This is a genomic window from Streptomyces sp. SPB162 (genome assembly GCF_029504575.1).
GTDB lineage: Bacteria > Actinomycetota > Actinomycetes > Streptomycetales > Streptomycetaceae > Actinacidiphila.
In genome coordinates, this window is the sequence record NZ_JAQFII010000001.1 from 1,290,514 (window position 1) to 1,314,053 (window position 23,540).

The 23,540-nt window shown below is 72.7% G+C and carries 22 protein-coding genes; 7 read left to right on the plus strand and 15 right to left on the minus strand.

Going from position 1 to position 23,540, the window contains the following annotated elements; translation table 11 throughout:
* Positions 1–45: 45 nt before the first annotated feature.
* Positions 46–1,692, minus strand: a complete 1,647-nt coding sequence (locus M2266_RS05985; protein WP_277437195.1) for a peptide-N4-asparagine amidase — start codon at positions 1,690–1,692, stop codon at positions 46–48.
* A 224-nt stretch (positions 1,693–1,916) separates the two neighbouring features.
* Between M2266_RS05985 and M2266_RS05990 the strand changes: the two genes are divergently transcribed.
* Both M2266_RS05990 and M2266_RS05995 read left to right on the plus strand, forming a co-directional pair.
* The gene (locus tag M2266_RS05990) at positions 1,917–3,773 is read left to right on the plus strand and encodes an ABC transporter ATP-binding protein (protein WP_277437196.1); all 1,857 of its coding nucleotides are present in this window, start codon (positions 1,917–1,919) and stop codon (positions 3,771–3,773) included.
* The gene (locus M2266_RS05995; protein WP_277437197.1) at positions 3,770–5,551 is read left to right on the plus strand and encodes an ABC transporter ATP-binding protein; all 1,782 of its coding nucleotides are present in this window, start codon (positions 3,770–3,772) and stop codon (positions 5,549–5,551) included. Before M2266_RS05990 ends, M2266_RS05995 begins: the two co-directional genes overlap by 4 nt.
* A 77-nt stretch (positions 5,552–5,628) precedes the next feature.
* On the opposite strand, the gene M2266_RS06000 is transcribed toward M2266_RS05995, so the two are convergent.
* A complete protein-coding gene (locus M2266_RS06000; protein WP_277437198.1) occupies positions 5,629–6,423 on the minus strand; it encodes a metal-dependent hydrolase in 795 nt (264 codons plus the stop codon).
* A gap of 133 nt (positions 6,424–6,556) precedes the next feature.
* Here M2266_RS06000 and M2266_RS06005 point away from each other — a divergent pair, with 133 nt between their 5' ends.
* On the plus strand, positions 6,557–9,070 hold the full coding sequence (locus M2266_RS06005) for a DEAD/DEAH box helicase (RefSeq protein WP_277437199.1): 2,514 nt from the start codon (positions 6,557–6,559) through the stop codon (positions 9,068–9,070).
* 25 nt (positions 9,071–9,095) lie between these two features.
* Entirely contained in the window at positions 9,096–9,962 is an 867-nt protein-coding gene (gene tesB / locus M2266_RS06010) for an acyl-CoA thioesterase II (RefSeq protein ID WP_277437200.1), read from the plus strand.
* Here the strand turns inward: tesB and M2266_RS06015 are convergent.
* The 7 genes from M2266_RS06015 to M2266_RS06045 form a co-directional block, all read right to left on the minus strand.
* Complete coding sequence (locus tag M2266_RS06015; protein ID WP_277437201.1) at positions 9,849–11,081, minus strand: DUF6397 family protein; 1,233 nt, start codon at positions 11,079–11,081, stop codon at positions 9,849–9,851. The two genes, tesB and M2266_RS06015, sit on opposite strands and share 114 nt — an antisense overlap.
* Before the next feature lie 100 nt (positions 11,082–11,181).
* Positions 11,182–11,586: a roadblock/LC7 domain-containing protein gene (locus M2266_RS06020; protein WP_277437202.1), complete on the minus strand. Its 405-nt coding sequence runs from the start codon at positions 11,584–11,586 to the stop codon at positions 11,182–11,184.
* Positions 11,587–11,757: 171 nt separating this feature from the next.
* Positions 11,758–12,366, minus strand: a complete 609-nt coding sequence (locus M2266_RS06025) for an ATP/GTP-binding protein (RefSeq protein ID WP_277437203.1) — start codon at positions 12,364–12,366, stop codon at positions 11,758–11,760.
* Positions 12,347–12,730 carry a DUF742 domain-containing protein gene (locus M2266_RS06030; protein ID WP_277437204.1) on the minus strand — a complete coding sequence of 128 codons (384 nt, stop codon included), beginning with the start codon at positions 12,728–12,730 and terminating at the stop codon, positions 12,347–12,349. The genes M2266_RS06025 and M2266_RS06030 overlap by 20 nt, the downstream gene beginning before the upstream one ends.
* A 6-nt stretch (positions 12,731–12,736) precedes the next feature.
* The gene (locus M2266_RS06035; RefSeq protein ID WP_277437205.1) at positions 12,737–13,156 is read right to left on the minus strand and encodes a roadblock/LC7 domain-containing protein; all 420 of its coding nucleotides are present in this window, start codon (positions 13,154–13,156) and stop codon (positions 12,737–12,739) included.
* Positions 13,153–15,681 carry a nitrate- and nitrite sensing domain-containing protein gene (locus tag M2266_RS06040; RefSeq protein WP_346780872.1) on the minus strand — a complete coding sequence of 843 codons (2,529 nt, stop codon included), beginning with the start codon at positions 15,679–15,681 and terminating at the stop codon, positions 13,153–13,155. The genes M2266_RS06035 and M2266_RS06040 overlap by 4 nt, the downstream gene beginning before the upstream one ends.
* A gap of 221 nt (positions 15,682–15,902) precedes the next feature.
* On the minus strand, positions 15,903–16,673 hold the full coding sequence (locus M2266_RS06045; RefSeq protein WP_277437206.1) for an MHYT domain-containing protein: 771 nt from the start codon (positions 16,671–16,673) through the stop codon (positions 15,903–15,905).
* Positions 16,674–16,837: 164 nt separating this feature from the next.
* Here M2266_RS06045 and M2266_RS06050 point away from each other — a divergent pair, with 164 nt between their 5' ends.
* Positions 16,838–17,440: a class I SAM-dependent methyltransferase gene (locus M2266_RS06050; RefSeq protein WP_277437207.1), complete on the plus strand. Its 603-nt coding sequence runs from the start codon at positions 16,838–16,840 to the stop codon at positions 17,438–17,440.
* Positions 17,441–17,451: 11 nt separating this feature from the next.
* Here the strand turns inward: M2266_RS06050 and M2266_RS06055 are convergent, their stop codons facing one another.
* The gene (locus M2266_RS06055; RefSeq protein ID WP_277437208.1) at positions 17,452–17,727 is read right to left on the minus strand and encodes a hypothetical protein; all 276 of its coding nucleotides are present in this window, start codon (positions 17,725–17,727) and stop codon (positions 17,452–17,454) included.
* Positions 17,728–17,810: 83 nt separating this feature from the next.
* Positions 17,811–18,182, minus strand: coding sequence for a deoxyxylulose-5-phosphate synthase (locus M2266_RS06060; protein ID WP_277437209.1), 372 nt, complete (start codon positions 18,180–18,182; stop codon positions 17,811–17,813).
* A gap of 125 nt (positions 18,183–18,307) precedes the next feature.
* Here M2266_RS06060 and M2266_RS06065 point away from each other — a divergent pair, with 125 nt between their 5' ends.
* Complete coding sequence (locus tag M2266_RS06065) at positions 18,308–19,216, plus strand: hypothetical protein (RefSeq protein ID WP_277437210.1); 909 nt, start codon at positions 18,308–18,310, stop codon at positions 19,214–19,216.
* A 62-nt stretch (positions 19,217–19,278) separates the two neighbouring features.
* On the opposite strand, the gene M2266_RS06070 is transcribed toward M2266_RS06065, so the two are convergent.
* Positions 19,279–20,661, minus strand: coding sequence for an FAD-dependent oxidoreductase (locus M2266_RS06070; RefSeq protein WP_277437211.1), 1,383 nt, complete (start codon positions 20,659–20,661; stop codon positions 19,279–19,281).
* A gap of 149 nt (positions 20,662–20,810) precedes the next feature.
* Here M2266_RS06070 and M2266_RS06075 point away from each other — a divergent pair, with 149 nt between their 5' ends.
* Complete coding sequence (locus tag M2266_RS06075; RefSeq protein ID WP_277437212.1) at positions 20,811–22,091, plus strand: DUF4032 domain-containing protein; 1,281 nt, start codon at positions 20,811–20,813, stop codon at positions 22,089–22,091.
* A 3-nt stretch (positions 22,092–22,094) separates the two neighbouring features.
* Here the strand turns inward: M2266_RS06075 and M2266_RS06080 are convergent, their stop codons facing one another.
* From M2266_RS06080 to M2266_RS06090, 3 genes are all read right to left on the minus strand, one after another.
* Positions 22,095–22,697 carry an NADAR family protein gene (locus M2266_RS06080; protein ID WP_277437213.1) on the minus strand — a complete coding sequence of 201 codons (603 nt, stop codon included), beginning with the start codon at positions 22,695–22,697 and terminating at the stop codon, positions 22,095–22,097.
* Between the two features lies 1 nt (position 22,698).
* Positions 22,699–23,241 carry an MOSC domain-containing protein gene (locus M2266_RS06085; RefSeq protein WP_277441084.1) on the minus strand — a complete coding sequence of 181 codons (543 nt, stop codon included), beginning with the start codon at positions 23,239–23,241 and terminating at the stop codon, positions 22,699–22,701.
* A gap of 62 nt (positions 23,242–23,303) precedes the next feature.
* On the minus strand, positions 23,304–23,489 hold the full coding sequence (locus tag M2266_RS06090; protein ID WP_277437214.1) for a hypothetical protein: 186 nt from the start codon (positions 23,487–23,489) through the stop codon (positions 23,304–23,306).
* Positions 23,490–23,540 lie beyond the last annotated feature (51 nt).

Here is a 23,540-nt window from a genome sequence, read left to right on the forward strand (position 1 = left end):
TCCCGCTGTGGCCGTGAGCACGTCAAGAGATCAGTAGGAAGAATTTCAACTACTTGCTGAAAACTCTTCCACCGTGCGGTCCCGCGTCAGCGCGCCCTGCGCGGTCGCGATCCATCGGTCGTAGCGGACACCGGGACCACGTATCCGGTAGCGCTCGGACGACGTACCGGTGGCATGCCGCTGCTCGCGCGGCACGTTGAGGGTGAACGACGCGTCACCCCGGTAGACGTCGTCCAGCAGCGACCGGCTCACGGTCCGGCCACCGCGGGCGACGGCGGTGTCGGCGCGGTCGCCGAGCAGCATCACCGTACGCAGCCGGTCGGCCGTGCCGACCGAGGTGCGGCCGTCCATGGTGTAGGCGCGGCGCACCGTCGTGGCGGTGGCCGGGCCGCGGCCGGCCGTGGTCACCGTCGCGTCGTCGGTCCACCGGGCGGTGAGCGCGTCGGTGCTCTCGTCGGCGTTCCACCGGTGGGTGGACGTGGCGGACAGCGCGCGACGGACGGTGGTGGCGACCCGGCCGTGCGACGTGTCGACGTAGCCGGAGACCGTCAACTCATGGCTGCCGGTGGCGTCCAGGGCGCGTTCGTCCCCCGGCCGGTAGGAGGTCGAGGTGGCCGGGGTGCTCTCCCGGTGCCCGGTCAGCGCGCCGGGGACCTGCCCGCGGTGCGCGTCCTGCCAGACCAGCACGTTCGTCGGCACGCTCCACCCGCTCTGTCCTTCGGGCACACCCAGCACCGACACCTCGACGCGGTGCGCCTTCCCGTCGTTGAGCAGGCCGGCGTACGGCGTCAGGTCGTACTCGACCGGTCTGACGTCGAAGGCCTGCGGCCCCGGGATCACGTACCAGAGGAAGGGGTTGGACCAGCCGCCGGTCCACACGGTCGGGAACGGCGCGGCGATGCCGGCCAGCCGGCCGTCCACCCGCAGTTGCACCTCCCGGTAGGGGCCGCCTGCCTGGCAGGAGTACGGCACGTCGGCGGGGACCGCCAGGTACCAGAACTCCTCGCAGCCGCCACCCGACCCGGTGGCGTACACCTCGGCGACGATCCGCTCGCTGTTGCGCGGCGTGGTGAGGTCGCCGACCAGCGCCGTTCCCTCGCTGTGCGCGCCGGCCAGGGTCAGCACCCGGTCCGGCCCGGCTCCCGCAGGACCGCCGCCGCCCGCTCCGCGCGCCGGGTGGAACGTGAGCGAGACCTTGACGTCGATCACGCCGGTGTACGTGTCGTTGACGACGTTGCCGATGAGCATCTCGACCGGCTGCGGTCCGCGCAGCGTGGCCGCGTACCGCGTGACGTCCTTCTCGACCTTCCAGGCGATCCCCTCGGGCGACGGTTCGGGCGTCGAGGTGGCCAGTACCTCCACCCCGCCGATCCGCAGGTATCCGAGCCGGTCGTACTGCCGCCCCGCGACCTTGCCGTCCAGCCGCAGGACGACCTTGCTCCAGCGGTCGCCGCAGCCGCGCGGCGGCGTGTACGTGCTCGTGTACGGCGTGAAGTCCCTGAACTGCGCCGCCACGATCTGCGTGGTGCAGGAAGGACCGCCGGGGGTCGCGACGGGCGGGGCGGCTGTCAGGGGGTCGTGCCAGTCGGTGCCGAACTCGGCCGGGGGCGCGGTGGTGGCCGCGGCGGCCGGGCCCGCCAGAAGCGCGAACCCCACTGCCGCGGCGAGCGCCGCGAGTATCCGTCTTCCCACGCGGTGGTGCCTCCTTGTCGTGCGATGGCCATGGATCACGCCGCACAGCTTGGCCCGGTCGCACGCCGGGCGACAGACCGCCTCGTGCCGCGCCGGCCCGCCGACGGCCTGGCTTGATACCGACTTAAATCGGGCACGGCGGCCGTAAATCGGTTGACCTGATACGTGTTGTACCGCGAACCTTGCACGTCTTCTCACCCCTCTCCAGAGCATCTCGGGACGTCATGTCGCTTCGCCAACTCCCCTTCCAGGACCCCGGTGTACCCGACGTCAGATCGGGGTTCCGTTTCCTTCTCTGGCTGGAGAAACGCCAGCTGCGCGGGCAGATCGTCGCCGCCGCGTGGGGCACCTTGCTGATGGCGTCCGTCGCGCTGTTCCCGGCCGCCGTCGGCATGGCCGTGCAGGCGGTCGTCGACCATTCCGGCCGTCGGCTGGCGCTGGCGGGCGGGCTGATGCTGCTGCTCGGCGGTCTCAGCGCGCTCGGCGACACCATGCTGCACCGCACCGCGGTGACCAACTGGATCACCGCCGCCGCCCGCGTCCAGCAGTTGCTGAGTCGCAAGACCGTCGAGCTGGGCTCGGTGCTCACCCGGCAGGTCGCGGCCGGCGAGATCGTCACGGTCGGCGCGGGCGACGTCGAGAAGATCGGCTGGTTCGTCGAGGCGTTCGCCCGCTTCACCTCCGCCTTCCTCGCCACCATCGGCATCGCGGTGGCCCTGGCCTTCTACCAGCCGGAACTCGGCCTCATGGTGGCCGCCGCCATCCCCGTCCTGGCGCTCGCGGTCCTGCCACTGCTGCCGGCGGCGACCAAGCGCGCCGACGTGCAGCGGGAGAAGGCCGGCAAGGCCACGGAACTGGCCTCCGACACCGTCGCGGGTCTTCGGGTGCTGCGCGGCATCGGCGGCGAGGAGCTCTTCCTCGACCGGTACCGCAAGGCCTCGCAGGAGGTCCGTACGGCCGCGGTGCACAGTGCCAGGATGTGGGCGCTGATCAGCGCCCTGCAGGTGGTCCTGCCGGGACTGCTGCTGGTGGGCGTGGCCTGGTACGGGGCCGTCCTCGCGCTGGACGGCCGGATCTCGGTCGGCGAGCTGGTCACCGTGTACGGGACCGTCGCCTTCCTGATGTTCCCACTGCGGCACTTCGAGGAGATCGCGATGGCGTGGTCCTTCTCGCGCCCTTCGGCGAAGCGCGCGGCGCGGGTACTGGCTCTGGTGCGGAGCGCGCAACCGGAGGCGGCTCCCTCGTCCGCTCCGGCCGCCACGCCCGCGGCGGCTCCTGCCGGTGACCTGTACGACCCGGAGACCGGCCTGCTCGCTCCGGCCGGGCTGCTGACGGCGGTCGTGTGCGGGGACCCGGACGCGGCCGGGCGGCTCGCCGACCGGCTCGGCGGGCACAGCCCGGACCGGGTGCCCGGCCAGTCCTCGGTCCTGCTGGGCGGTACGGCTCTCGACGAGCTGCCGCTGCCGGCGGCGCGCGCCGCGGTACTGGTGCAGGACAAGGACCCGGTGCTGCTCTCCGGCACGCTGCGCGAACTGCTCGACGTACCGTCCTCCGGCAACGTTTCCGCCACGGACGCGCTGGCGGCCGCCCAGTGCGCAGACGTACTGCAGGCGCTCGCCCAGGCCTCGGTGGATGACTCCGGTGATCCGATGCGGACCAGGATCACCGAGCGCGGACGCTCCCTGTCGGGCGGCCAGCGCCAGCGGCTGGCCCTGGCCAGGTCCCTGGTCGCGGATCCGGAGGCGCTGGTGCTGGACGAGCCGACGTCGGCCGTCGACTCGCACACCGAGGCCCGGATCGCCCGCGGCCTCAAGGGGATCAGGCCGGACCGCACCACAGTGGTGTTCACCTCCAGCCCGCTGCTGCTGGACCGCTGCGACCTGGTGGTCTTCATCGCCGACGGTTCGGTCGCGGCCACCGGCACCCACCACGAGCTGCTGCGTGCCGACGCGCAGTACCGCGCGGTGGTCACGCGCGAGACCGAGGAACCGGCCGGTGTCACGGCCGGCACCGCTGCCGAAGGCCCGTCCGTGGTCCCCTCCGGGGCCGGGAAGAACACCAGGATCGAGGAATCCGCATGATCGGCGTGAACCCGCCGGAGCACGATCCGGACGCGCCGCAGCAGACGACGACGCTGCCGGTCGGGTCGCCGACCACCGTACGCACCTACGTGACCGAGCTGGCCCGGCGCCACCGCGGCGCCTTCATCCTGCTCGTCACCGTCAACACGGTCGCCGTCGTCGCCTCCATGGTGGGGCCGTACCTGTTGGGACGGCTGGTCGAGGACCTGTCGGCCGGACGCCGGGAGCTGCACCTGGGCCTCACGGTCGGGCTCTTCCTCACCGCGCTCGCCGTGCAGGCCGGATTCGTCCGGCTGGTGCGGCTGCGTGGTGCGATCCTCGGCGAACGGATGCTGGCCGACCTGCGCGAGGACTTCCTCGTCCGGTCCGTCGGGCTGCCGCCCGGCGTGCTGGAGCGGGCCGGCACCGGCGACCTGCTGTCCCGGATCACCACCGACATCGACCGGCTCTCCAACGCCATGCGCGAGGCCGTGCCGCAGCTGGCCATCGCCGTGGTGTGGGCCGCGCTGCTGCTCGGCGCGCTCGCCGTCACGTCTCCCCCGCTGGCGCTGTCCGTGCTGGTCGCGCTGCCGCTGCTGCTGGTCGGCTGCCGCTGGTACTTCAAGCGCGCACCCGCCGGCTACCGCTCCGAGGCCGCCGGCTACGCGGCGGTCGCCGCCTCGCTCGCCGAGTCGGTCGACGCCGGCCGGACCATCGAGGCGCACGGGCTGGGCGCTCGCCGGATCACCGACTCCGACGAGCGGATCAGGACCTGGATCGGCTGGGAGCGCTACACGATGTGGCTGCGCAGCGTGCTCTTCCCGGTGATCAACCTGACGCACACGCTGATCCTGGCGTCGGTGCTGATGATCGGCGGGACCTTCGCGCTGCACGGCTGGGTGTCGGTCGGCGAACTGACCACCGGGGCCCTCTACGCCCAGATGCTCGTCGATCCCGTCAACCTGATCCTGCGCTGGTACGACGAGCTGCAGGTGGCCCAGGTCTCGCTGGCCCGGCTGGTCGGGGTCCGCGAGGTCGAGGAGCAGCAGTCGGACGACCGGATCGTCCCGGACGGCCGCGACATGCACGCGGACGAGGTGCGCTTCGGCTACCGGGCGGGCAGCGACGTGCTGCACGGGGTGTCGCTGCGGCTGCGGCCGGGCACCCGGCTGGCGCTGGTCGGCCCCTCGGGGGCGGGCAAGTCCACCCTCGGGCGGCTGCTCGCCGGGATCTACGCGCCGCGCACCGGTGAGGTGACGCTCGGCGGGGCGGAGCTGGCCCGGATGCCGGCCGAACGGGTCCGGCGGCATGTGGCGCTGGTCAACCAGGAGCACCACGTCTTCGTCGGTTCGCTGCGGGACAACCTGCGGCTGGCCCGGCCCGAAGCCGACGATCCCGAGCTGTGGGACGCGCTGGTCTCGGTGGACGCCGACGGCTGGGCGCGGGCGCTGGACGACGGCTTGGGCACCGAGGTCGGCTCCGGCGGCTTCACCCTCACCCCGGCCCAGGCCCAGCAGGTGGCCTTGGCGCGTCTGGTGCTCGCCGATCCGCACACCCTCGTGCTGGACGAGGCGACCTCGCTGCTCGACCCGCGGGCCGCGCGGCATCTGGAGCGCTCGCTGGCGCGGGTGCTGGAGGGCCGCACCGTGATCGCCATCGCGCACCGGCTGCACACCGCGCACGACGCGGAGGTCATCGCGGTCGTCGAGGAGGGCCGGATCAGCGAGCTCGGCAGCCACGACGAGCTGGTCGAGGCGGACGGGGCGTACGCGGCCCTGTGGCAGTCCTGGCACGGATAGGCCGGGCCTTCCGGCCCGCGCCGTTCCCGCGGTCCGTGCCCGTCGCCCATCAGGTGACGGGCACGGGACCCGGGGCGTCAGCCGAGGAAGCCCAGGGCACCCAGCGCCCCGACGCCGCCGAGGAGGAAGAACGCGGGCGTGAGCACCTTGATCTCGACCCAGCTGCCGGCCCGGAACCGCATGAACTTCGGCGGACCCATCGGGTACCAGCGCTTGCGGCCGATGGGGATGGGCCACAGCACCGGGCAGCCGGACACGGTCAGGGCGTCGCCGATGCAGTGCACGAGCGAGCCCAGCACGATCGGGATACCGATCCACAGGTAGTGCTGGCCGGGCTCGGTGAAGAGCCAGTCCCTGCCGTTGCCCGGGTCGTCCAGGACATCGGCCAGCATCCAGGCCGCGGTCGCACCGAGCAGCCAGACCAGCACATCGCTGGAAGCACGGGCCTGGCGCCACAGCAGACCCTCGACGGCGAGCACCATGTGGACGAAGAGGATGCCCAGCACCGCCCAGCGCCCGCCGAGCAGCGCCGCCGCCGAGCACCCGCCGCCGATCAGTGCCGCCCACAGCCAGGTGTGCGTCAGGGTGCGGTGGCCGCCCGTACGGCGCGGGTCGCCCTTCATGCGGGTGGCCTTGTAGGTGGCGTACGACAGTTTGTCGATGATCTCGCACAAGGCTTTGGAGATGGGCCCGAAGGCGCGCGATATGGTCGCCGCCTTGTGGTCCAGGTCCGGAGCGAGAGCGGCGCCGGCGCAGATCAGCGCGCCGACGACCAGCGTCGGCCACGGCATGGGGTGATCGAGCGCGGCCGCGCCCGCTCCCACCCCCAGCCATGCCGCCGCTCCGGAAAGTGAATGTGCCGGTCCCATCATGTGTGGTGCCCCGCCCCTTTCGGCCCGCCCGCGGGCGGAGTTGACGCCCAGTCGACGGCACACCATACCTTTGGTGATCTTCGGTATGACCGCCGGTTCCGCCGCAGGGCCCGAAGCCAGGCAAGATGGTGGGGTGACCCTCATTGATCAGCTGCCTTCCGAGGCCGACCCCGATGCCCTGTACGAAGCCTTCTCGACCTGGGCGGAGGGCCAGGGCATCACGCTCTACCCCGCCCAGGAGGAGGCGCTGATCGAGGTCGTCTCCGGGGCGAACGTGATCCTTTCGACGCCGACCGGCTCCGGCAAGAGCCTGGTCGCGGCGGGGGCGCACTTCGCCGCGCTGGCGAAGGACCAGGTCACGTTCTACACCGCTCCGATCAAGGCGCTGGTGTCGGAGAAGTTCTTCGACCTCTGCAAGCTCTTCGGCACCGAGAACGTCGGCATGCTGACCGGCGACGCCTCGGTGAACCCGGACGCACCGGTCATCTGCTGCACGGCCGAGGTGCTCGCCTCGATAGCGCTGCGCGACGGTCGGAACGCCGACGTCGGCCAGGTCGTCATGGACGAGTTCCACTTCTACGCGGAGCCGGACCGCGGCTGGGCCTGGCAGATCCCGCTGCTGGAACTTCCGCAGGCCCAGTTCGTGCTGATGTCCGCGACCCTCGGCGACATGTCCCGCTTCGAGGAGGACCTCACCCGCCGCACCGGGCGCCCGACGACCGTCGTGCGTTCGGCGACCCGGCCGGTGCCGCTCTCCTACGAGTACGTGGTGACGCCACTGACGGAGACGTTGACGGAGCTGCTGGAGACGCGGCAGTCGCCGGTGTACATCGTGCACTTCACCCAGGCCGCGGCCGTCGAGCGGGCGCAGGCGCTGATGAGCATCAACATGTGCACGCGCGCCGAGAAGGACGCCATCGCCGAGTTGATCGGCAGCTTCCGCTTCACCACCGCGTTCGGCCGCAACCTCTCCCGGTTCGTCCGGCACGGCATCGGCGTGCACCACGCCGGCATGCTGCCGAAGTACCGGCGGCTGGTGGAGAAGCTCGCGCAGGCGGGACTGCTGAAGGTCATCTGCGGTACCGACACCCTCGGTGTCGGTGTCAACGTGCCGATCAGGACCGTGCTGTTCACCGCCCTGACGAAGTACGACGGCACACGGGTCCGCACCCTGCGGGCCCGGGAGTTCCACCAGATCGCCGGGCGGGCCGGCCGCGCCGGGTTCGACACCGCGGGCTTCGTCGTCGCGCAGGCGCCCGAGCACGTCATCGAGAACAAGAAGGCCGTCGCCAAGGCGGGGGACGACCCGAAGAAGCTCCGCAAGGTGGTCAGGAAGAAGGCCCCCGAGGGCTTCGTCAACTGGTCCGACGCGACCTTCGAGAAGCTAATCGCCTCCGACCCCGAACCGCTCACCTCGCGCTTCCGGGTCACGCACACCATGCTGCTCTCGGTGATCGCCCGGCCGGGCAACGCTTTCGAGGCGATGCGGCACCTGCTGGAGGACAACCACGAGACGCGCCGCAACCAGCTGCGGCACATCCGGCGGGCCATCGCCATCTACCGTTCCCTGGAAGCCGGCGGCGTGGTGGAGCGGCTGGCCGAGCCGGACGCGGAAGGCCGCATCGTCCGGCTCACCGTCGACCTCCAGTCGGACTTCGCGCTGAACCAGCCGCTGTCCACGTTCGCGCTGGCCTCCTTCGAGCTGCTCGACAAGGAGTCGCCGTCGTACGCGCTGGACATGGTCTCCGTCGTGGAGTCCACGCTCGACGACCCCCGGCAGATCCTGGCCGCGCAGCAGAACAAGGCGCGCGGTGAGGCGATCGGGCTGATGAAGGCCGACGGGGTCGAGTACGAGGAGCGGATGGAGCGGCTGCAGGACGTCAGCTACCCCAAGCCCCTGGAGGAACTGCTCTCCCACGCCTACGGCGTCTACCGGCAGAGCCACCCGTGGGTCGGCGACCACCCGCTGTCCCCCAAGTCGATCGTGCGCGACATGTACGAGCGCGCCATGACGTTCTCCGAGTTCACCGCGTACTACGAACTGGCCCGCACCGAGGGGATCGTGCTGCGCTACCTGGCGGGCGCGTACAAGGCGCTGGAGCACACCGTCCCGGACGACCTGAAGTCCGAGGACCTCCAGGACCTGACCGCGTGGCTCGGCGAACTGGTGCGCCAGGTCGACTCCAGCCTGCTGGACGAGTGGGAGCAGCTCGCCAACCCCGAGGTCGAGACGGCCGAGCAGGCCGCCGAACGGGCCGACCAGGTCAAGCCGGTCACCGCCAACGCCCGCGCCTTCCGGGTGCTGGTGCGCAACGCCATGTTCCGCCGGGTGGAGCTGGCCGCGCTGGAGAAGTACAACCTGCTGGCCGAGCTGGATGCCGAGTCCGGCTGGGACGCCGACACGTGGGCGGAGGCGATGGACGCGTACTGGGACGAGTACGACGACCTGGGCACCGGTCCGGACGCCCGCGGCCCGAAGCTGCTGCAGATCGAGGAGCAGCCGGAGCACTCGCTCTGGCGGGTCCGCCAGACGTTCGCGGACCCCAACGGCGACCATGGCTGGGGTATCTCCGCCGAGGTCGATCTGGCAGCCTCCGACGAAGAGGGCCGGGCGATCATCCGCGTGACGGCCGTCGGCGAAATGTGACCGGACACGATACGAAGGAGTTCCGATGACCAACCCCGCCGAGCGGCTGGTGGATCTGCTCGACCTGGAACGGATCGAGGAGAACATCTTCCGCGGCCGCAGCCCGGAGGAGCGGCTGCAGCGCGTGTTCGGCGGGCAGGTCGCGGGCCAGGCCCTGGTCGCGGCCGGCCGCACCACGGACGGCGAGCGGCCGGTGCACTCGCTGCACGCGTACTTCCTGCGGCCCGGCCGCCCCGGCGTGCCCATCGTGTACCAGGTCGAACGGGTCCGTGACGGCCGGTCGTTCACCACCCGGCGGGTGGTGGCGATCCAGCAGGGCCGCACGATCTTCAATCTGACCGCCTCCTTCCATCAGCCGGAACCGGGTTTCGAGCACCAGATCCCGATGCCGGAGGTGCCCGAGCCCGAGAGCCTGCCGAAGCTGGGCGACGAACTGCGCGAGCACTTGGGGGTACTGCCGGAGTCGCTGGAGCGGATGGCCCGCCGCCAGCCGTTCGACATCCGCTACGTCGAGCGGTTGCGCTGGACGCCCGAGGAGATCGAGGGCGCCGAACCGCGCAGCGCGGTGTGGATGCGCGCGGTCGGACCGCTGGGTGACGATCCGCTGGTGCACACCTGCGCGCTCACCTACGCGAGCGACATGATGCTGCTCGACGCGGTACGGGTGCCGATCGAGCCGCTGTGGGGCCCGCGCGGTTTCGACATGGCCTCCCTCGACCACGCGATGTGGTTCCACCGCCCGTTCCGCACCGACGAGTGGTTCCTCTACGAGCAGGAGTCACCTATCGCGACCGGCGCACGGGGGCTGGCCCGCGGCCAGATCTACGACCGCTCGGGCCGGCTGCTGGTCTCCGTGATGCAGGAGGGGCTCTTTCGCAAGATCGGCGGCTGAGCGCCGCCCCGGCCCGGCGGCCGACCGCCCCGCTTCACGGACGCCGGCACAGCTTCTTGCGGCGGCGGGTCCCCGCGCTGTCCCCCGGCGGTCGCAGCCGCCACCCCCGGGGCGGGCTCGACGCGGACCCCGCGCGCAGCGCGCTTCCGCATCGCGCTCCGGATCCGCCACGGGACCCCTGCAGAACTCGGGCTCGTGGTCCGGTTCCGGCTCGTGGTCCGGTTCCGGCTCATGGTCCGGCTCCGGCTCATAGTCCGGCTCAGGCTCCGGCTCATGGTCAGGCTCCGTCACGGGGGCCGGGCGCTGCTCGGGCTCGGCCAGGGGGGCCGGCCGGGGGGCCGGGCGCTCCTGCCTGGCGCGGTCGAGGGCTTCGGCCAAGGAGAGCGTGGCCAGGGCGATCTCGTCGGGATGGTCCGCGGTGACCGTCCGGGCGATCAGTTCGCGGGAGGCGAGCTCCCCGGGCCTGCCCGGTGGCAGACCGGCCCGCAACCTGCGCAGACAGGCCCGTTCGTACAGATCCGGCACCACCTCGGCCGCGCCGTCCGTGCCGAGCAGCGCCGCCCAGACCGCCGCCTCCTCCCAGGCGTCGGCCGCGTCCCGCACCAGGTGGCCCGCGCGGCGGGCCCGCCAGCAGCGCGCCCGATAGTCCGCGCCGTCCTCAAGAACGTCACGCAGCGTCGCGGGCAGCCGGCTGTGGAGCACCTCGGGATGATCCCGGGCGTACTGCTCGACCTCGTCGGCCAGATACATCCAGACGACGGCCCGGTACCGGTTCACGTACCAGCGGACCGGGCGGATGAAGCCGCCCTTCGCCAGCTTGACGAAGCGGTCGCGGCTGACGCCGACCAGCTCTGCCCCGTCGCCGCTGCCGACCACCCGCAATCGGTCGCGCAGTGCCCGCGGGAAGTCCTCGGCCGCTCGCAGCCGGTCGACCTCTTCGCGCAGGACACGCCTGCGGCCGAGCCGGGCCGGGACGACACGGACCTCGCCGAGCTGGACCGCCAGCTCGAACTCTCCCGTTCCCAGTTCCAGTTCTTCCCTGGCCCGGTTCATCCCGAGCGCTTCGCCCGCCGGCGTCCGCCCTGCGACTTCGATCGCGAGTGACTCCCGTACCACCATGACTTCCCCCACCGCCTCGACTACTGACAGTGACGAATCTAGCGCAGTACGGTGACCCCCCACCCCGGCCTGTGGATAACTCCCCCGCGGCAGCCGCGCTTCAGGAAGAGGTCGCCCCCGGCTGCCGAGGTGCGACTCCGAGGTGTTCGCCGACCCGGTGCACCAGCAGCGTCATCTCGTAGGCGACCTGCCCGACGTCCGCCTCCATGCCGCTCAGCACCGACAGGCAGCTGCCGTCGCCCGCCGCGGTCACGAAGAGGTAGCCCTCGTCGAACTCCACCATCGTCTGCCGTACCGCGCCGACCCGGAACTGCCGGCCCGCGCCCTTCGCAAGGCTGTGGAACCCGGACGAAACGGCCGCCAGATGCTCGGCCGTCGGGCGGTCCAGACTGCCGCTGGCCCCGGTCACCAGGCCGTCGTTGGACAGCACGAGCGCGTGCTGCACATGCGGTACCCGCTCCGTCAGGTCGTCCAACAGCCAAGCGAGTCCATTGCCCACCGTCATTCCCGGCCTCCCCGTATCGACTGCGGTACGAGACTGTCCTGAACAGCGCGCTACGGCAAGTCCCCATCGGGTCACGACCGGCCCCGGATCCGACGCGAAGGCCCTCGCAAGCGGCCGACCCCCGAGCCGACCACCGGCCGACCCCGGACCGCCACCCGATCAGCGTCTCCGTCAGCCGACCCGCCGCAGCTGCCGCTCCGCGTGCATCCGTTCGGCGTGCTCAACCAGGGCGATCAGCACGTCCTTGCCCGACTCGCGGTCCCGGGCGTCGCACAGCACGACCGGCGTCCCCTCCGTCAGGTCCAGGGCCCGTGAGACGTCCTCGGGCCGGTAGGAGCGCGCGCCGGAGAAGCAGTTGACGCCGACCGCGAAGGGGATGCCGCGGTGCTCGAAGAAGTCGACGGCGGGGAAGCAGTCCTCCAGCCGGCGGGTGTCGGCCAGTACGACGGCCCCCAGCGCGCCGTGGGACAGCTCGTCCCACAGGAACCAGAACCGGTCCTGGCCGGGGGTGCCGAACAGGTAGAGCGACAGCCCCGCCCTGATCGTGATCCGCCCGAAGTCCATGGCGACCGTGGTGGTGGTCTTGCGTTCCACCCCTCCGGTGTCGTCGACTCCCCTTCCCGCCTCGCTGAGCGCTTCCTCGGTCCGCAGTGGCCGGATCTCGCTGACGGCTCCCACCAGGGTGGTCTTCCCGACCCCGAAGCCGCCCGCAACCAAGATCTTCAATGCCAGGGCGGGTTCATCACGTCTGCCCGGTTGCTCAGAGCGCACGAAGTCCATTGATCACCTCTCGCAGAATGTCCTCGCCGGGGAGTTCGGCGGGTGCCACCGGCCGGCGCACGTGCACCCACCCCAGCGTCAGCAGGTCGCCCAGCAGGACGCGTACGACGCCCACGGGCAGGTCGGCGTCGGCCGCGATCTCCGCGACCGACAGCGGATCGATCCTGCACAGGGCGAGGATCGTGCCGTGTTCCGAGGTCAGAGACGGGTCGCCGGCGGCGCCGGGCTCCGCACCCGGTTCAGCGACGACCTGCGCTATCAGGTCGAGATGTGCGCTGCCGCCGTCTCCCCGGGTCCGGCCGCCGGTCAGGGCGTAGGGGCGGACCATCGGGCCCGCCTCGTCGTCGTACCAGCGGCCGTCCATCCGTGCTCATCCACCTGCCGTGCTGTCGGCGTCCGGCCGGGCGGGCGTGCGCAGATGCTCCCCGACCTGTTTGACGAGCCGGGCCATCTCGTAGGCGACCAGCCCGACGTCGGCCGCCGTGGTCGCGAAGACCGCGAGGCAGGACCCCTCCCCCGCGGCGGCCACGAAGAGGAATCCGCCGTCGAGTTCGACCATGGTCTGCCGTACGTCCCCGGCGGCGAAATGCCGGCCGGCGCCCTTGGCGAGGCTGTGGAACCCGGACGCGACCGCCGCCAGATGCTCGGCGTCCTCCCGGCTCAGCGCCCGTGAGGCACCCACCGCCAGACCGTCGTTGGACAGGACCACGGCGTGCCGCACTCCGACCGCCCGGTCCGTCAGCTCGTCCAGCAGCCAGTCCAGCGGGCCTGACCGGTTCGCCTCGATCATGCCGGGTCTCCCTCGTTCGACGCCGGGCGGCCGGCCGGACGGCCACCGCCGCGCGCCCAACCGCCGCGGTACGCGGTCATGATGGCGCGGATCTGCTCAGGGGTACGCCCGCCCGCGTCCTGCGACTCATCGTCCGGCCCGTTCCCCGGCGGCGGGTTGCTCCGCTCCGGGGCCGGCCGCTCCAACAACTGCGGGGCGAGATTCGCCCTCCGCACGCGACGGGGCAGGTCGTCACCGCCGCCGGCGGCGCCGTTCGCCCCCGGACCGGTGGGACCGCCCACCCCCGCACCGTCCGCCCCCGGACCTCCAGCTCCGTCCGCCCCCGGACCCGCGGCGCCGTTCGTCATCGGACCCGTGGCGCCGTTCGCCCCCGGACCCGCGGCGCCGTTCGCCCCCGGACCCGCCGTCCCGGACGGCTCGGCGGCTGCACGGACCGGTCGAGGTGGACGCGCGGACGAGGCACCGGACGAGGCAGCGGACGTGGCGGCCGACGCGGCGGCGGTAGAGGCGGTGGACGCGCGGCCCGCTGCCGTGAGCGGCCGGACGACCACCGGGTCCTCGCGGTGGGCACGCTGGGCGCGGTTGCGCTCGGCGGCTCTGCGGGACGGCGCCGGGTCGGGAACGTAGCGCTCGATCAGCGCGGTGGGCAGCAGCACGACAGCCGTCGTCCCGCCGTACGGGGACGGGCGCAGCGAGACCTTGACGTCGTGCCGGGCGGAGAGCCTGCTGACCACGAACAGCCCGAGCCGGTCGCTGTCGAACAGGTCCAGCGCCTGGGCGCGCGCGATGCGCCGGTTGGCCTCGTCGAGCACCCCGCCGCCCATGCCCAGGCCGCGGTCCTCGACCTCGAGCACATAGCCGTTGCCGACCTGTTCGCCGTTGATCCGCACCTTGGTATGTGGGGGTGAGAACTGCGTGGCGTTCTCGACGAGTTCGGCGATCAGGTGGGTGAGGTCGGCGACCGCGCCGCCGATGACGGCGGCCTGCGGCAGACCCCGCACTTCGACGCGCGCGTAGTCCTCTACCTCGGCGACCGCGGCGCGCACCACGTTCTGCAGGAGAACCGGTCGGCGCCAGGCCCGGCCAGGGGCCGCGCCCGACAGGATGATCAGGCTCTCGGCGTGCCGGCGCATGCGGGTGGTGAGGTGGTCGAGCCGGAAGAGGTCCTCCAGTTCGCCGGGGTCCTCCGTACGCCGCTCCATGCCGTCCAGCAGGGCGAGTTGGCGGTGGACGAGGACCTGACTGCGGCGCGCGAGGTTGACGAAGACCCCGGTGACGCCGCTGAGCAGCTCGGCGCGTTCGACAGCCGCGGTCAGGGCGGCGCGGTGGACGGTGCGCAGCGCCTCGCCGACCTGGCCGATCTCGTCCGCGCCGTGGGTGCCCTGCGGCGCCTCGGCGTCCAGGTCGATCTCCTCCCCCGCGCGCAGCCGCAGCATGGCGGAGGGCAGCTTGCGGCGGGCGAGTTCCAGCGCGGAGTTGCGCAGTTCGACGAGTTCGGTGACCAGGGCGCGCCCGATCCGCACCGAGACGATGAGCGAGACGACGACGGCGAGCAGGCCGAGCAGCACCGCCGCGCCGGAGGTGCTCAGCAGACCGCCGAGCACCGGGTCGGTGCCGGACGAGCCGGCGGAGGACGCGCCGTCCGCCGGGACGTCAATGGCGCGCAGCCCGCCGATGACCGCGCCGGAGGCCGTCGTCCAGGTGCTCGCCGGCGCGGCGGCCGCGGCACGCGGGCCGGGGTCGGCGCGCAGCACGCCGTCCTCCACGCCGAGAACCGCGCTGTACGGCGCGGAGCCGCTGAGCTTCTCCCAGGACGCGCGCCGGCCGCCTCCCAGGTCGCGGGCCGACGCGTCGAGCAGCAGCCGCCTGGCCTGCACGGCGCCGGTGAAGTCGCGGTAGCGCGGGCCGTCCAGGGTGCCGGTGAGCTGCGCGACGGAGAGCAGGGCGTCCTCGCGGGCGAGCATCTCGCCCGCCCTGCCGAACTCCAGGGCGACGCGGCTGCCGGGGGTCAGGACCGGATCGGAGCCGGCGGTCAGCACGCCGATGGCGGAGAAGGCGTTCTCGACCGCGTCGCAGTAGCCGCGGTACGTCTCGTCCCAGGCCGCGCCGCGGCCCGTGACCCGCGTCCGCAGTGCGCGCAGCCCGGTCACGCCGTCGAGGAATGTCCGCAGCCGGGGCGCGACGTCCGACGGCAGTCCGATGCCGTCGGCGACCGTGTGGGTACTTCCCTGCCGCAGCACGCCGGCCGCCCGGTCGGTGGCGGCGGCGGCGCTGTCGAACTGCGCCGCTCGGGCGGCGGTCGGGTCGGCCAGGTACAGGGCCGCGGCGCGGCGTTCCGCCTGCAGGGCCGTGACGGAGGCGGCGACGGGACCGCTGACCTCCTTCTCGACCTGCTGTGTCCGCAGGCGGCCGGAGACGTCCTGGGCGGCGTTGACGGCGGCGAAGGCCCACAGGGCCATCAGCGAGACGACGGGCACCATGAGAATGGAGACGATCTTCGCCCGTACGGTCCGCGGCCGCAGCACCACCCTCGGGGCCGACCGGGACCACGGACGCGATCCGGGCCCCGGTCCCCGGGGACCCCCGCTGCCGGCCGGCAGGTCCGGACCGGCGGCAGTGTCATCTGCAGGGTCCGAGCCACCGGGAGCCGCCTTCGTGGCCCTGGCGGCCGCCGGCGCCGGCGCCGGCGGCGACATCCGTTCGTCGGCGGGCCGACCGGCATGCGCGCGGCGGCCGCGCGGAGCGCTCACGCCGCGCCCTCGGGCAGCGACTGGGCGGACGCGGAGGCGGCGTGTTCCCGCGCGCTCGGCGAGAGCGCGACGAAGGCGGATGTCAGGAAGAGGTACGAGCCCAGGCCGACGACCAGCGGGAAGAGGAACGCGGTGGCGCTCGCGCCCGGCAGCACCTCGGACGACGGAAGGACCGTCACCCGCACGGCGAACATCCCCGTGTAGTGCATGCTGCTCACCGCCGCGCCCATCACCAGCGACGCCCCGGCCACCACGACCGGCCGGCGGACGGTCAGCGCCGCCCACAGCGCGGCGGTGGCGGCGGCCAGCGCGATCAGTACGGAGAGCACGACGCGCACCGGGTCGTAGGCGATGGTGCCGTGCAGCCGCAGCGCCGCCATTCCGACGTAGTGCATGGCGGCGACGCCGAGCCCGGTCGCCAGGCCGCCCGCCAGCAGGGAGCGGAGCCGGCCCTGCCCGTAGCCGACGAGGAACACGCCGACGCCCACGACGCCGACGGCGATCAGCAGGCTCAGGACGGTCAGTGGCACGTTGTAGCGGATCTCGGTGCCGGAGACCCGGAAGCCGAGCATCGCGACGAAGTGCATCGTCCAGATGCCGGTGCCGAGCGCGCTGGCCGCGGTCAGCAGCCAGTTACGCCGGGAGCGGCCGGTCGCGCCGAGCGCGCGCACCGTGCAGCGCAGGCCGAGGGTCGAGCCCACGCAGGCCATCAGGTACGACAGCGTCGGGGTCAGCCAGCCGAAGCCGGCTTGGTCCATGTGTCCCATGGCTCCGGGACGCTAGCCCGATGGTGTTCGCAGACCTTCGGGCATTGCGGAACCCGGCGGATATTGACAGCCTCGTACGCTGATCCGGCCCCGAACGATCGCGCAACGCTCGAACATGCGCGCAGGGGGTGCGTTTCAGCCACTGCGTGGGGCATACATGGTGCATGGAGACCGAACGTGAACGCCTCCGCGAGTTCTTCGCGGCCAAGGCCGTGGGCTGGGAGAAACGCTTCCCCGACGACGATCCCGCGTACGCGGCCGCCGTCGCGGAACTGAGGCTGCGGCCCGGTCGGTCGGCTCTCGACGCGGGCTGCGGCACCGGCCGCGCGCTGCCGCGGTTGCGCGACGCCGTCGGCCCGGCGGGCGCGGTCATCGGCATCGATCTGACCCCGGAGATGCTGCACGAGGCGACCGCGCTCGGCCGCCATCGCGCCGGCGCGCTCATCGAGGCGGACAGCGGCCGTCTCCCGCTGCGCGACGCCTGCCTGGACGCCGTCTTCGCCGCCGGACTCGTGCATCATCTGCCGGACGCCGCGGCCGGGTTGCGCGAGTTCGCCCGTGTCACACGGCCCGGCGGGCGGCTCGCGCTCTTCCACCCGATCGGCCGCGCCGCGCTCGCCGCCCGGCGCGGGCACGCCCTGCGCGAGGACGACGTCCGCGCCGAGCCCACCCTCGTCCCGCTGCTCGCGGGGGCGGGATGGGAGCTGACGGTGTACGACGACTCCGAGGACCGCTACCTCGCCGTCGCTACGCGGGCGCTGTCGTAACGTCAACGCCCCTACGCCGCGGGCAGACCGAGCAACGTGCGTGCCATGGCTTCCGGTTCCGTCCCGTGTTCACGGGCCAGCGTCAGCACCGCGCGCTGCGCGAGCTCGTTGACGCCGAACATCAGGGCGTCCGGGGCGACCCGGCCCACGGCCTCGTCGATACGGTCCTGGTCGTCGGCGATACACGCCACCACGTAGGTCGCCGCCGCGTCGAACAGGTTGTGCTCCAGTGGGGCCCGGTCCCCGGGACCCGCCGGGTCGGGTGCTCGCACCGGCAGTCTGAACACGTCTCCGATCCTGTGCAGCAGGCCGGGCATGTCGATCACCTCTCAGCGTCGCCGAGTTCGTGCTCTCCCCTGGGTTATCTCCGCTACAGCGGCCGGGAACCCGGCTTGCCCGGACGGCGGTCGGCGAAGGACAGGTCGTCACGGGTCAGAGCGCGTACGACGGGCTCACCGGTGGCGGCCGCGTGGGCCAGGCGCTCGCGCACCGCGCGCGGAGTGCGCGGGCGGAAGCCGGGACCGCCGCAGCAGGACTTGTGGAATCCGACGCCCGCCGTGAGGAGGACGGTGAGCGCCCGCCATGCCGGGGCGTCGCTCCGGCGGGGCGCCGCGAAAGCGGAACCCGCGTGGATCAGCTCGGCGGCGCAGCGCGGACAGCGCCGCGCGCGGTCCGGACCGTACTCCTGTTTGTAGGAGGCGCGGCACGGGAGGCAGACGTAGTGCGTGCGGTGGACACCCATACCCCGCAGCGTAGAGGTCGGCACACCCCGGCTCCGAGCGGTTTTCCCTCCGGGCGGGCCCCGCTATCGACGCGGACGTTACCCGCTGGTTAAGGTGCGCGGGACCGAAGAGAGGGAGGAGCCCCGTGACCGAGACGGACGACTACACGCAGGCGGACGACGACGCGTTGTTCGTGCTCACGGCGGCGATGATGACGCCGGCGCAGTTCCCGAGCGTGCTCGCAGACGACTACCCGCAGGCTTGCGAGGTGCTCGGCCTCGAACCCGCGAGGGACGGCTACGGTCTGCTCTTCGGACAGGACGGCGGCGGCGCCCGGTGGACCGTCGCGATCACCGACACGGCCCTGGTCGCGTGCGCGCTGGCGGCCTGGGACTGCGGGCTGGAGTACGACCTCTCGCCGGACGAGCGCTCCGTGGCCGCGGCCCTGCCGGGCTGGCCGCTGCCGGTGGCGGTCGCCGCGCCGGGCATGCCCGATCCGCACGATCCGTCGGAGGAGGACGGCGGCCGGCCTCCGCTGGCGCCGCCCGACCTGGAGGTCTGGGGTGCGGCGCAGCGACGGCTGGGCGCGGACGAGATCGCCCTGCGGTGGTGGTCCTGGCGCGATCAGCTCACCGACGACTCGGGCGACTCAGGCGACGCCCCGGCTTCCGGTGACGACCCGGCGCCCGAGGGCGAAGCTTCCGAGGGCGAAGCGTCCGAGAAGGCGGCCCCGGCGACCGGTGACGATCCGGCCGACGTCGAATCCACCGCGGACGAGACGGGCGAGCCCGTCGCCGTGCGTCATCCGGGCGTGCGCCGGGCGCTGGAGGGCGCGGAGGCCTACCTCAGCTCACCGCCGCCGCCCGGACGCGTGCGCTCGGCCCATGGCGCGGTCCGCGCGGACGGCCCCGGCTGGAGCCTGGTGGCGCGGACCGACGACATGGCGTTCGTGCTGCTCGACGACGAGCCGGGCGAGGTTCACCCGGTCCGGCGTGGCCCGGCGCTGCCGGCCCTGCTGGAAGCGCTCGGCGAACTGGCCGCCCGGATCGGCTGAGCGCCTCCGCCGGGCCGCCCGGATCGGCTGAGCGCCTCCGCCACCGCCGGCGCGCTGATGCCTCAGTGGCCCCGCAGTTCGGCCTCCACCTTGTCGGCGGCCTTCCGTGCGGCGACCAGCACCGGGTCCCAGACGGGGGAGAACGGCGGCGCGTAGCCGAGGTCGAGGGCCGTCATCGCGTCGACGGTCATGCCCGCGGTGAGGGCGACGGCGCCGATGTCGACGCGCTTGGCGGCGCCTTCCCGTCCGACGATCTGCAGGCCGAGGAGCCGCCCCGTGCGCAGCTCGGCGAGCATCTTGACCGTCATGGTCGCGGCTCCCGGGAAGTAGCCGGCCCGGTTGCTGGACTCGACGACAGCGGTGACGAAGCGCAGCCCCGCGGCCCGTGCCTGGGACTCCTTCAGACCGGTGCGGGCGATCTCGACGTCGCAGACCTTGCTGACGGCGGTGCCGACGACGCCGGGGAAGGTGGCGTAGCCGCCGCCGATGTTGATGCCGATGATCCGTCCGTGCTTGTTGGCGTGGGTGCCCAGCGCGATGTGCTGGTGGGTGCCGGAGATCATGTTGAGCACCTCGACACAGTCGCCGCCGGCCCAGACGCCCTCGGTTCCGCGCACCCGCATCGCCAGGTCGGTGAGCAGGCCGCCGTGGTCGCCGAGGGCGAGTCCGGCGTCCCGGGCGAGCACGGTGTTGGGCTGGACGCCCAGCCCGAGCACCACCACGTCTGCCGGGTACTCGGCGTCCGCGGTCGCGACCGCCCGTGCCCGTCCGTCGTCCCCGGTGAGGACCTCGCGCACCTCCGAGCCGGTCACCACCACGATGCCCATGCCCACCATCGCGTCGCGCACCAGCCGGCCCATGTCGGGGTCGAGGGTGGACATCGGCTGCTCACCTCGATCGAGGAGGGTGACCTCCAGACCGCGGCGGATCATGGCCTCGGCCATCTCGACGCCGATGTATCCGCCGCCGACGACCACGGCTCGACGTGCGCCGCCGCGTTCCAGGGTGCGCAGCACGGCCTCGCCGTCGTCCAGGGTCTGCACGCCGTGCACACCGTCCGCGTCGATCCCGGGGATCTTCGGCCGGGTGGGGACCGCGCCGGTGGCGATCACGAGCTGGTCGAACCCCGTCCAGGACTCGTCACCGCCCGCCACCTCCCGGGTGCGCACCCGTCGCCGGTCGAGGTCGATCCCGACGGCCTCGGTGCCGAGCCGCAGGTCGATGCCGCGCTCGCGGTGCTCGGCGGCGGTCCGCGCGACCAGCGCGTCCGCGCCGTCCACCTCGCCACCGACCCAGTACGGGATGCCGCAGGCCGAGTAGGACGTGTGGTGACCGCGCTCGAAGGCGATGATCTCCAGGTCGTCCGGCCCCCGCCGCCGGCGCGCCTGCGAGGCGGCCGACATCCCGGTCGCGTCCCCACCGACGACGACCAGTCGTTCCGCCATGCCCCACGCTCCTTCTCCGCCGCCACGACGACCGCGGCCCGCGCCACGGCGGCCCGCGCCGCCGCATGATCACTCAACGGCGTCCAGCCCCTGAGAGTTTCCCGACCCGCCTGTCCGGGCGCGCCGCGGCTGCCGCACACTTGTCCGTCATGGAGCTGCAGATCACCGCGACCGCGCCCGAACACCCGGCGGCCCTCCTCGACCTGCCCTGGGGCATACCGCTCGAGGAGTGGCCCGACGAATACCTGGTCGCCCTGCCGCGCGGTATCTCGCGCCATGTGGTGCGGTTCGCCCGCGCCGGCGACGAGGTCGTCGCGGTGAAGGAGGTCGGCGAGTGGGCCGCGGTGCGCGAGTACGGGCTGCTGCGCGACCTGGACCGGATGGCCATCCCCGCCGTCGACCCGGTCGCGGTGGTGACCGGCCGCGCCGGAGCGGACGGGGAGCCGCTGGAGCCGGTACTGATCACCCGGCACCTCAACGGCTCGCTGCCCTACCGGTCGATGTTCGAGACGACGATGCGGCCCGGCACCGTCAGCAGGCTCCTCGACGCCCTCGCCGTGCTGCTGGTCCGGCTGCACCTGACCGGGTTCGCGTGGGGCGACTGCAGCCTGTCCAACACGCTCTTCCGGCGGGACGCGGGAGCGTACGCCGCCTACCTGGTGGACGCGGAGACCGGGCAGATCCAGCCCAAGCTGACGCGCGGGCAGCGCGAGTACGACATCGAGGTCGCCCGCGTGAACATATCCGGCGAGCTGATGGACCTGGAGGCGGGCGGCTCGCTGCACCCGTCGGTCGATCCGGTGCTGTTCGGCCAGGCGATCGCGGACCGTTACGAGGAGCTGTGGCACGAGCTCACCCGGGAGTCGGTCTACCCGGTGGGCAAGCGGCACTACATCGACCGGCGCATCCGGCGGCTGAACGACCTCGGCTTCGACGTGGCCGAGATGCAGATCCAGCGGTCGCCGGCCGGGGACGCGGTCACGTTCCTCCCCAAGGTCGTCGACGCGGGCCACCACCAGCGGCAGTTGCTGCGGCTGACCGGCATGGACGCCGAGGAGAACCAGGCGCGCAGCCTCCTGAACGACCTGGAGACGTGGATGGCCTCGCAGGACGACTACGCGCCGGGCGACCCGCTCGGTGCCCGGCCCGAGGTCCTCGCGCACCGCTGGGTCCGCGAGGTCTTCCGTCCGACGGTCCGGGCCGTCCCCCAGGAGCTGCGGGCCTCCCTGGACACCGCCCAGGTCTTCCACGAGCTGCTGGAGCACCGCTGGTTCCTGTCCGAGCGGGCGCAGCACGACGTGGGTCTCGACGCCGCCATCGAGGACTACGTGCGCGTCGCGGCCGCCGAACAGGCGACGGCGGGCCCCGACCCGGACCCGAACCCCGATGCCGAGACCGCCGCCGAGACCGCCGCCGTCACCGGCCCCTGATCGTCAGCTTCCCGTGCCCGCCGGGTCCGCCGCGAGCCGGGCGCGGGCCTCCATGAGGGCGAAGCCCAGCAGGTTGAGCCCGCGCCAGCGGGCCGGGTCCCCGGCCCGCTCGTCGTCGGCGGCCAGGCCGATGCCCCAGACGCGGTCGAGCGGGCTGGCCTCGACGAGCACGCGCCCGGTCGTGCCGAGCAGATAGGCGTACAGCTCGGGATGCTGCCCGAACTTGGCGACGCCGCCCTCGACGACGAGCTCGAAGCGCTCCCGCCGCCACGTCTCCTCGTCGAAGCCGCGCACCGTGCGCCCCACCGACTTGGCTGCCTTGGGGTGGACGGCCGCCACGGCGGCGCGCTCGGCCTCCGCGTCACCGAAGATGCGCGCCTTGCCCGCCATCATCCAGTGCTCGGCGGTGGCGTACTCGACGCCGTCCACCGTGAAGGGTGACGGCCACCACTGGCTGAGGCAGCCGGCGCCGGCACTGCCGTCGCGCTGCGGTCGGTGGCCCCAGAAGGGGAGGTACTTCACCCGCCGGCCGTGCCGGGCGTACTCGATCAGCTCCTCGACGGACCGGCCGTCCGCGGCCGTCGCTGCCGTTTCCGCATCCGCCATCTCAGACACGATCCAGCGGCCGGTGCGGGCCCTCGGGCAGTTCGACCTCGATCGGGTCGCCGGGGCGCACCTCGCCCCCGGACAGCACGATGCCCATGATCCCGGACTTGCGGACCAGCTCGCCCGCCGTGTCGCGGAAGACGACCTCCTTGAGGACGCCGGGGCGGAAGCGGTCGATCTGCAGGCAGGGGTTGCGCAGGCCGGTGATCTCGACGACCACCTCCGTACCGAGCCGCAGCCGGGCGCCGACCGGCAGGCCGAGCAGGTCCACGTGGCGGGTGGTGACGTTCTCGCCGAGGTCGCCGGGAGCGATGTCGTATCCGGCGGTCCGCAGCTCGTCGAAGAGCTCGGCGTGGATGAGGTGGACCTGGCGCAGGTTGGGCCGCGTCGGATCCTTGGCGACGTGGGAACGGTGCTGGACCGTTACGCCCAAGTGGGCGTCACCCTCCACGCCGAGACCGGCGAGCAGCCGGATGCACTCCTCGTTCGACTTGCTGAAGTGGTGTTCCGAACCGCGGCTGACCGCGGTGACCGTCCCGCCCATGCCTGTTGCCCCCTCCACCGGTGGATGATTTCCCGATCACCCTACTCTCGGCGAGGACCAGGTCAGCGGCCTATTTCCCGGCGGGAGATCCTCTTGAGCCGACGCCGCTGCGAGGGATCGAGCGTCAGGTACGCGGCCACCGGCACACCGACGACCACCAGCAGTGCGAGCCACCAGGGGACGCCCAGAATCAACAGGACGATCCCTATGCCCACGCCACCGACGGCGAGTTTCGCACGATTGGACATCTTCACGCCTCCGTCCGCGGCACCTGCCGCGCTTGTCAGGAAGAACGCCGG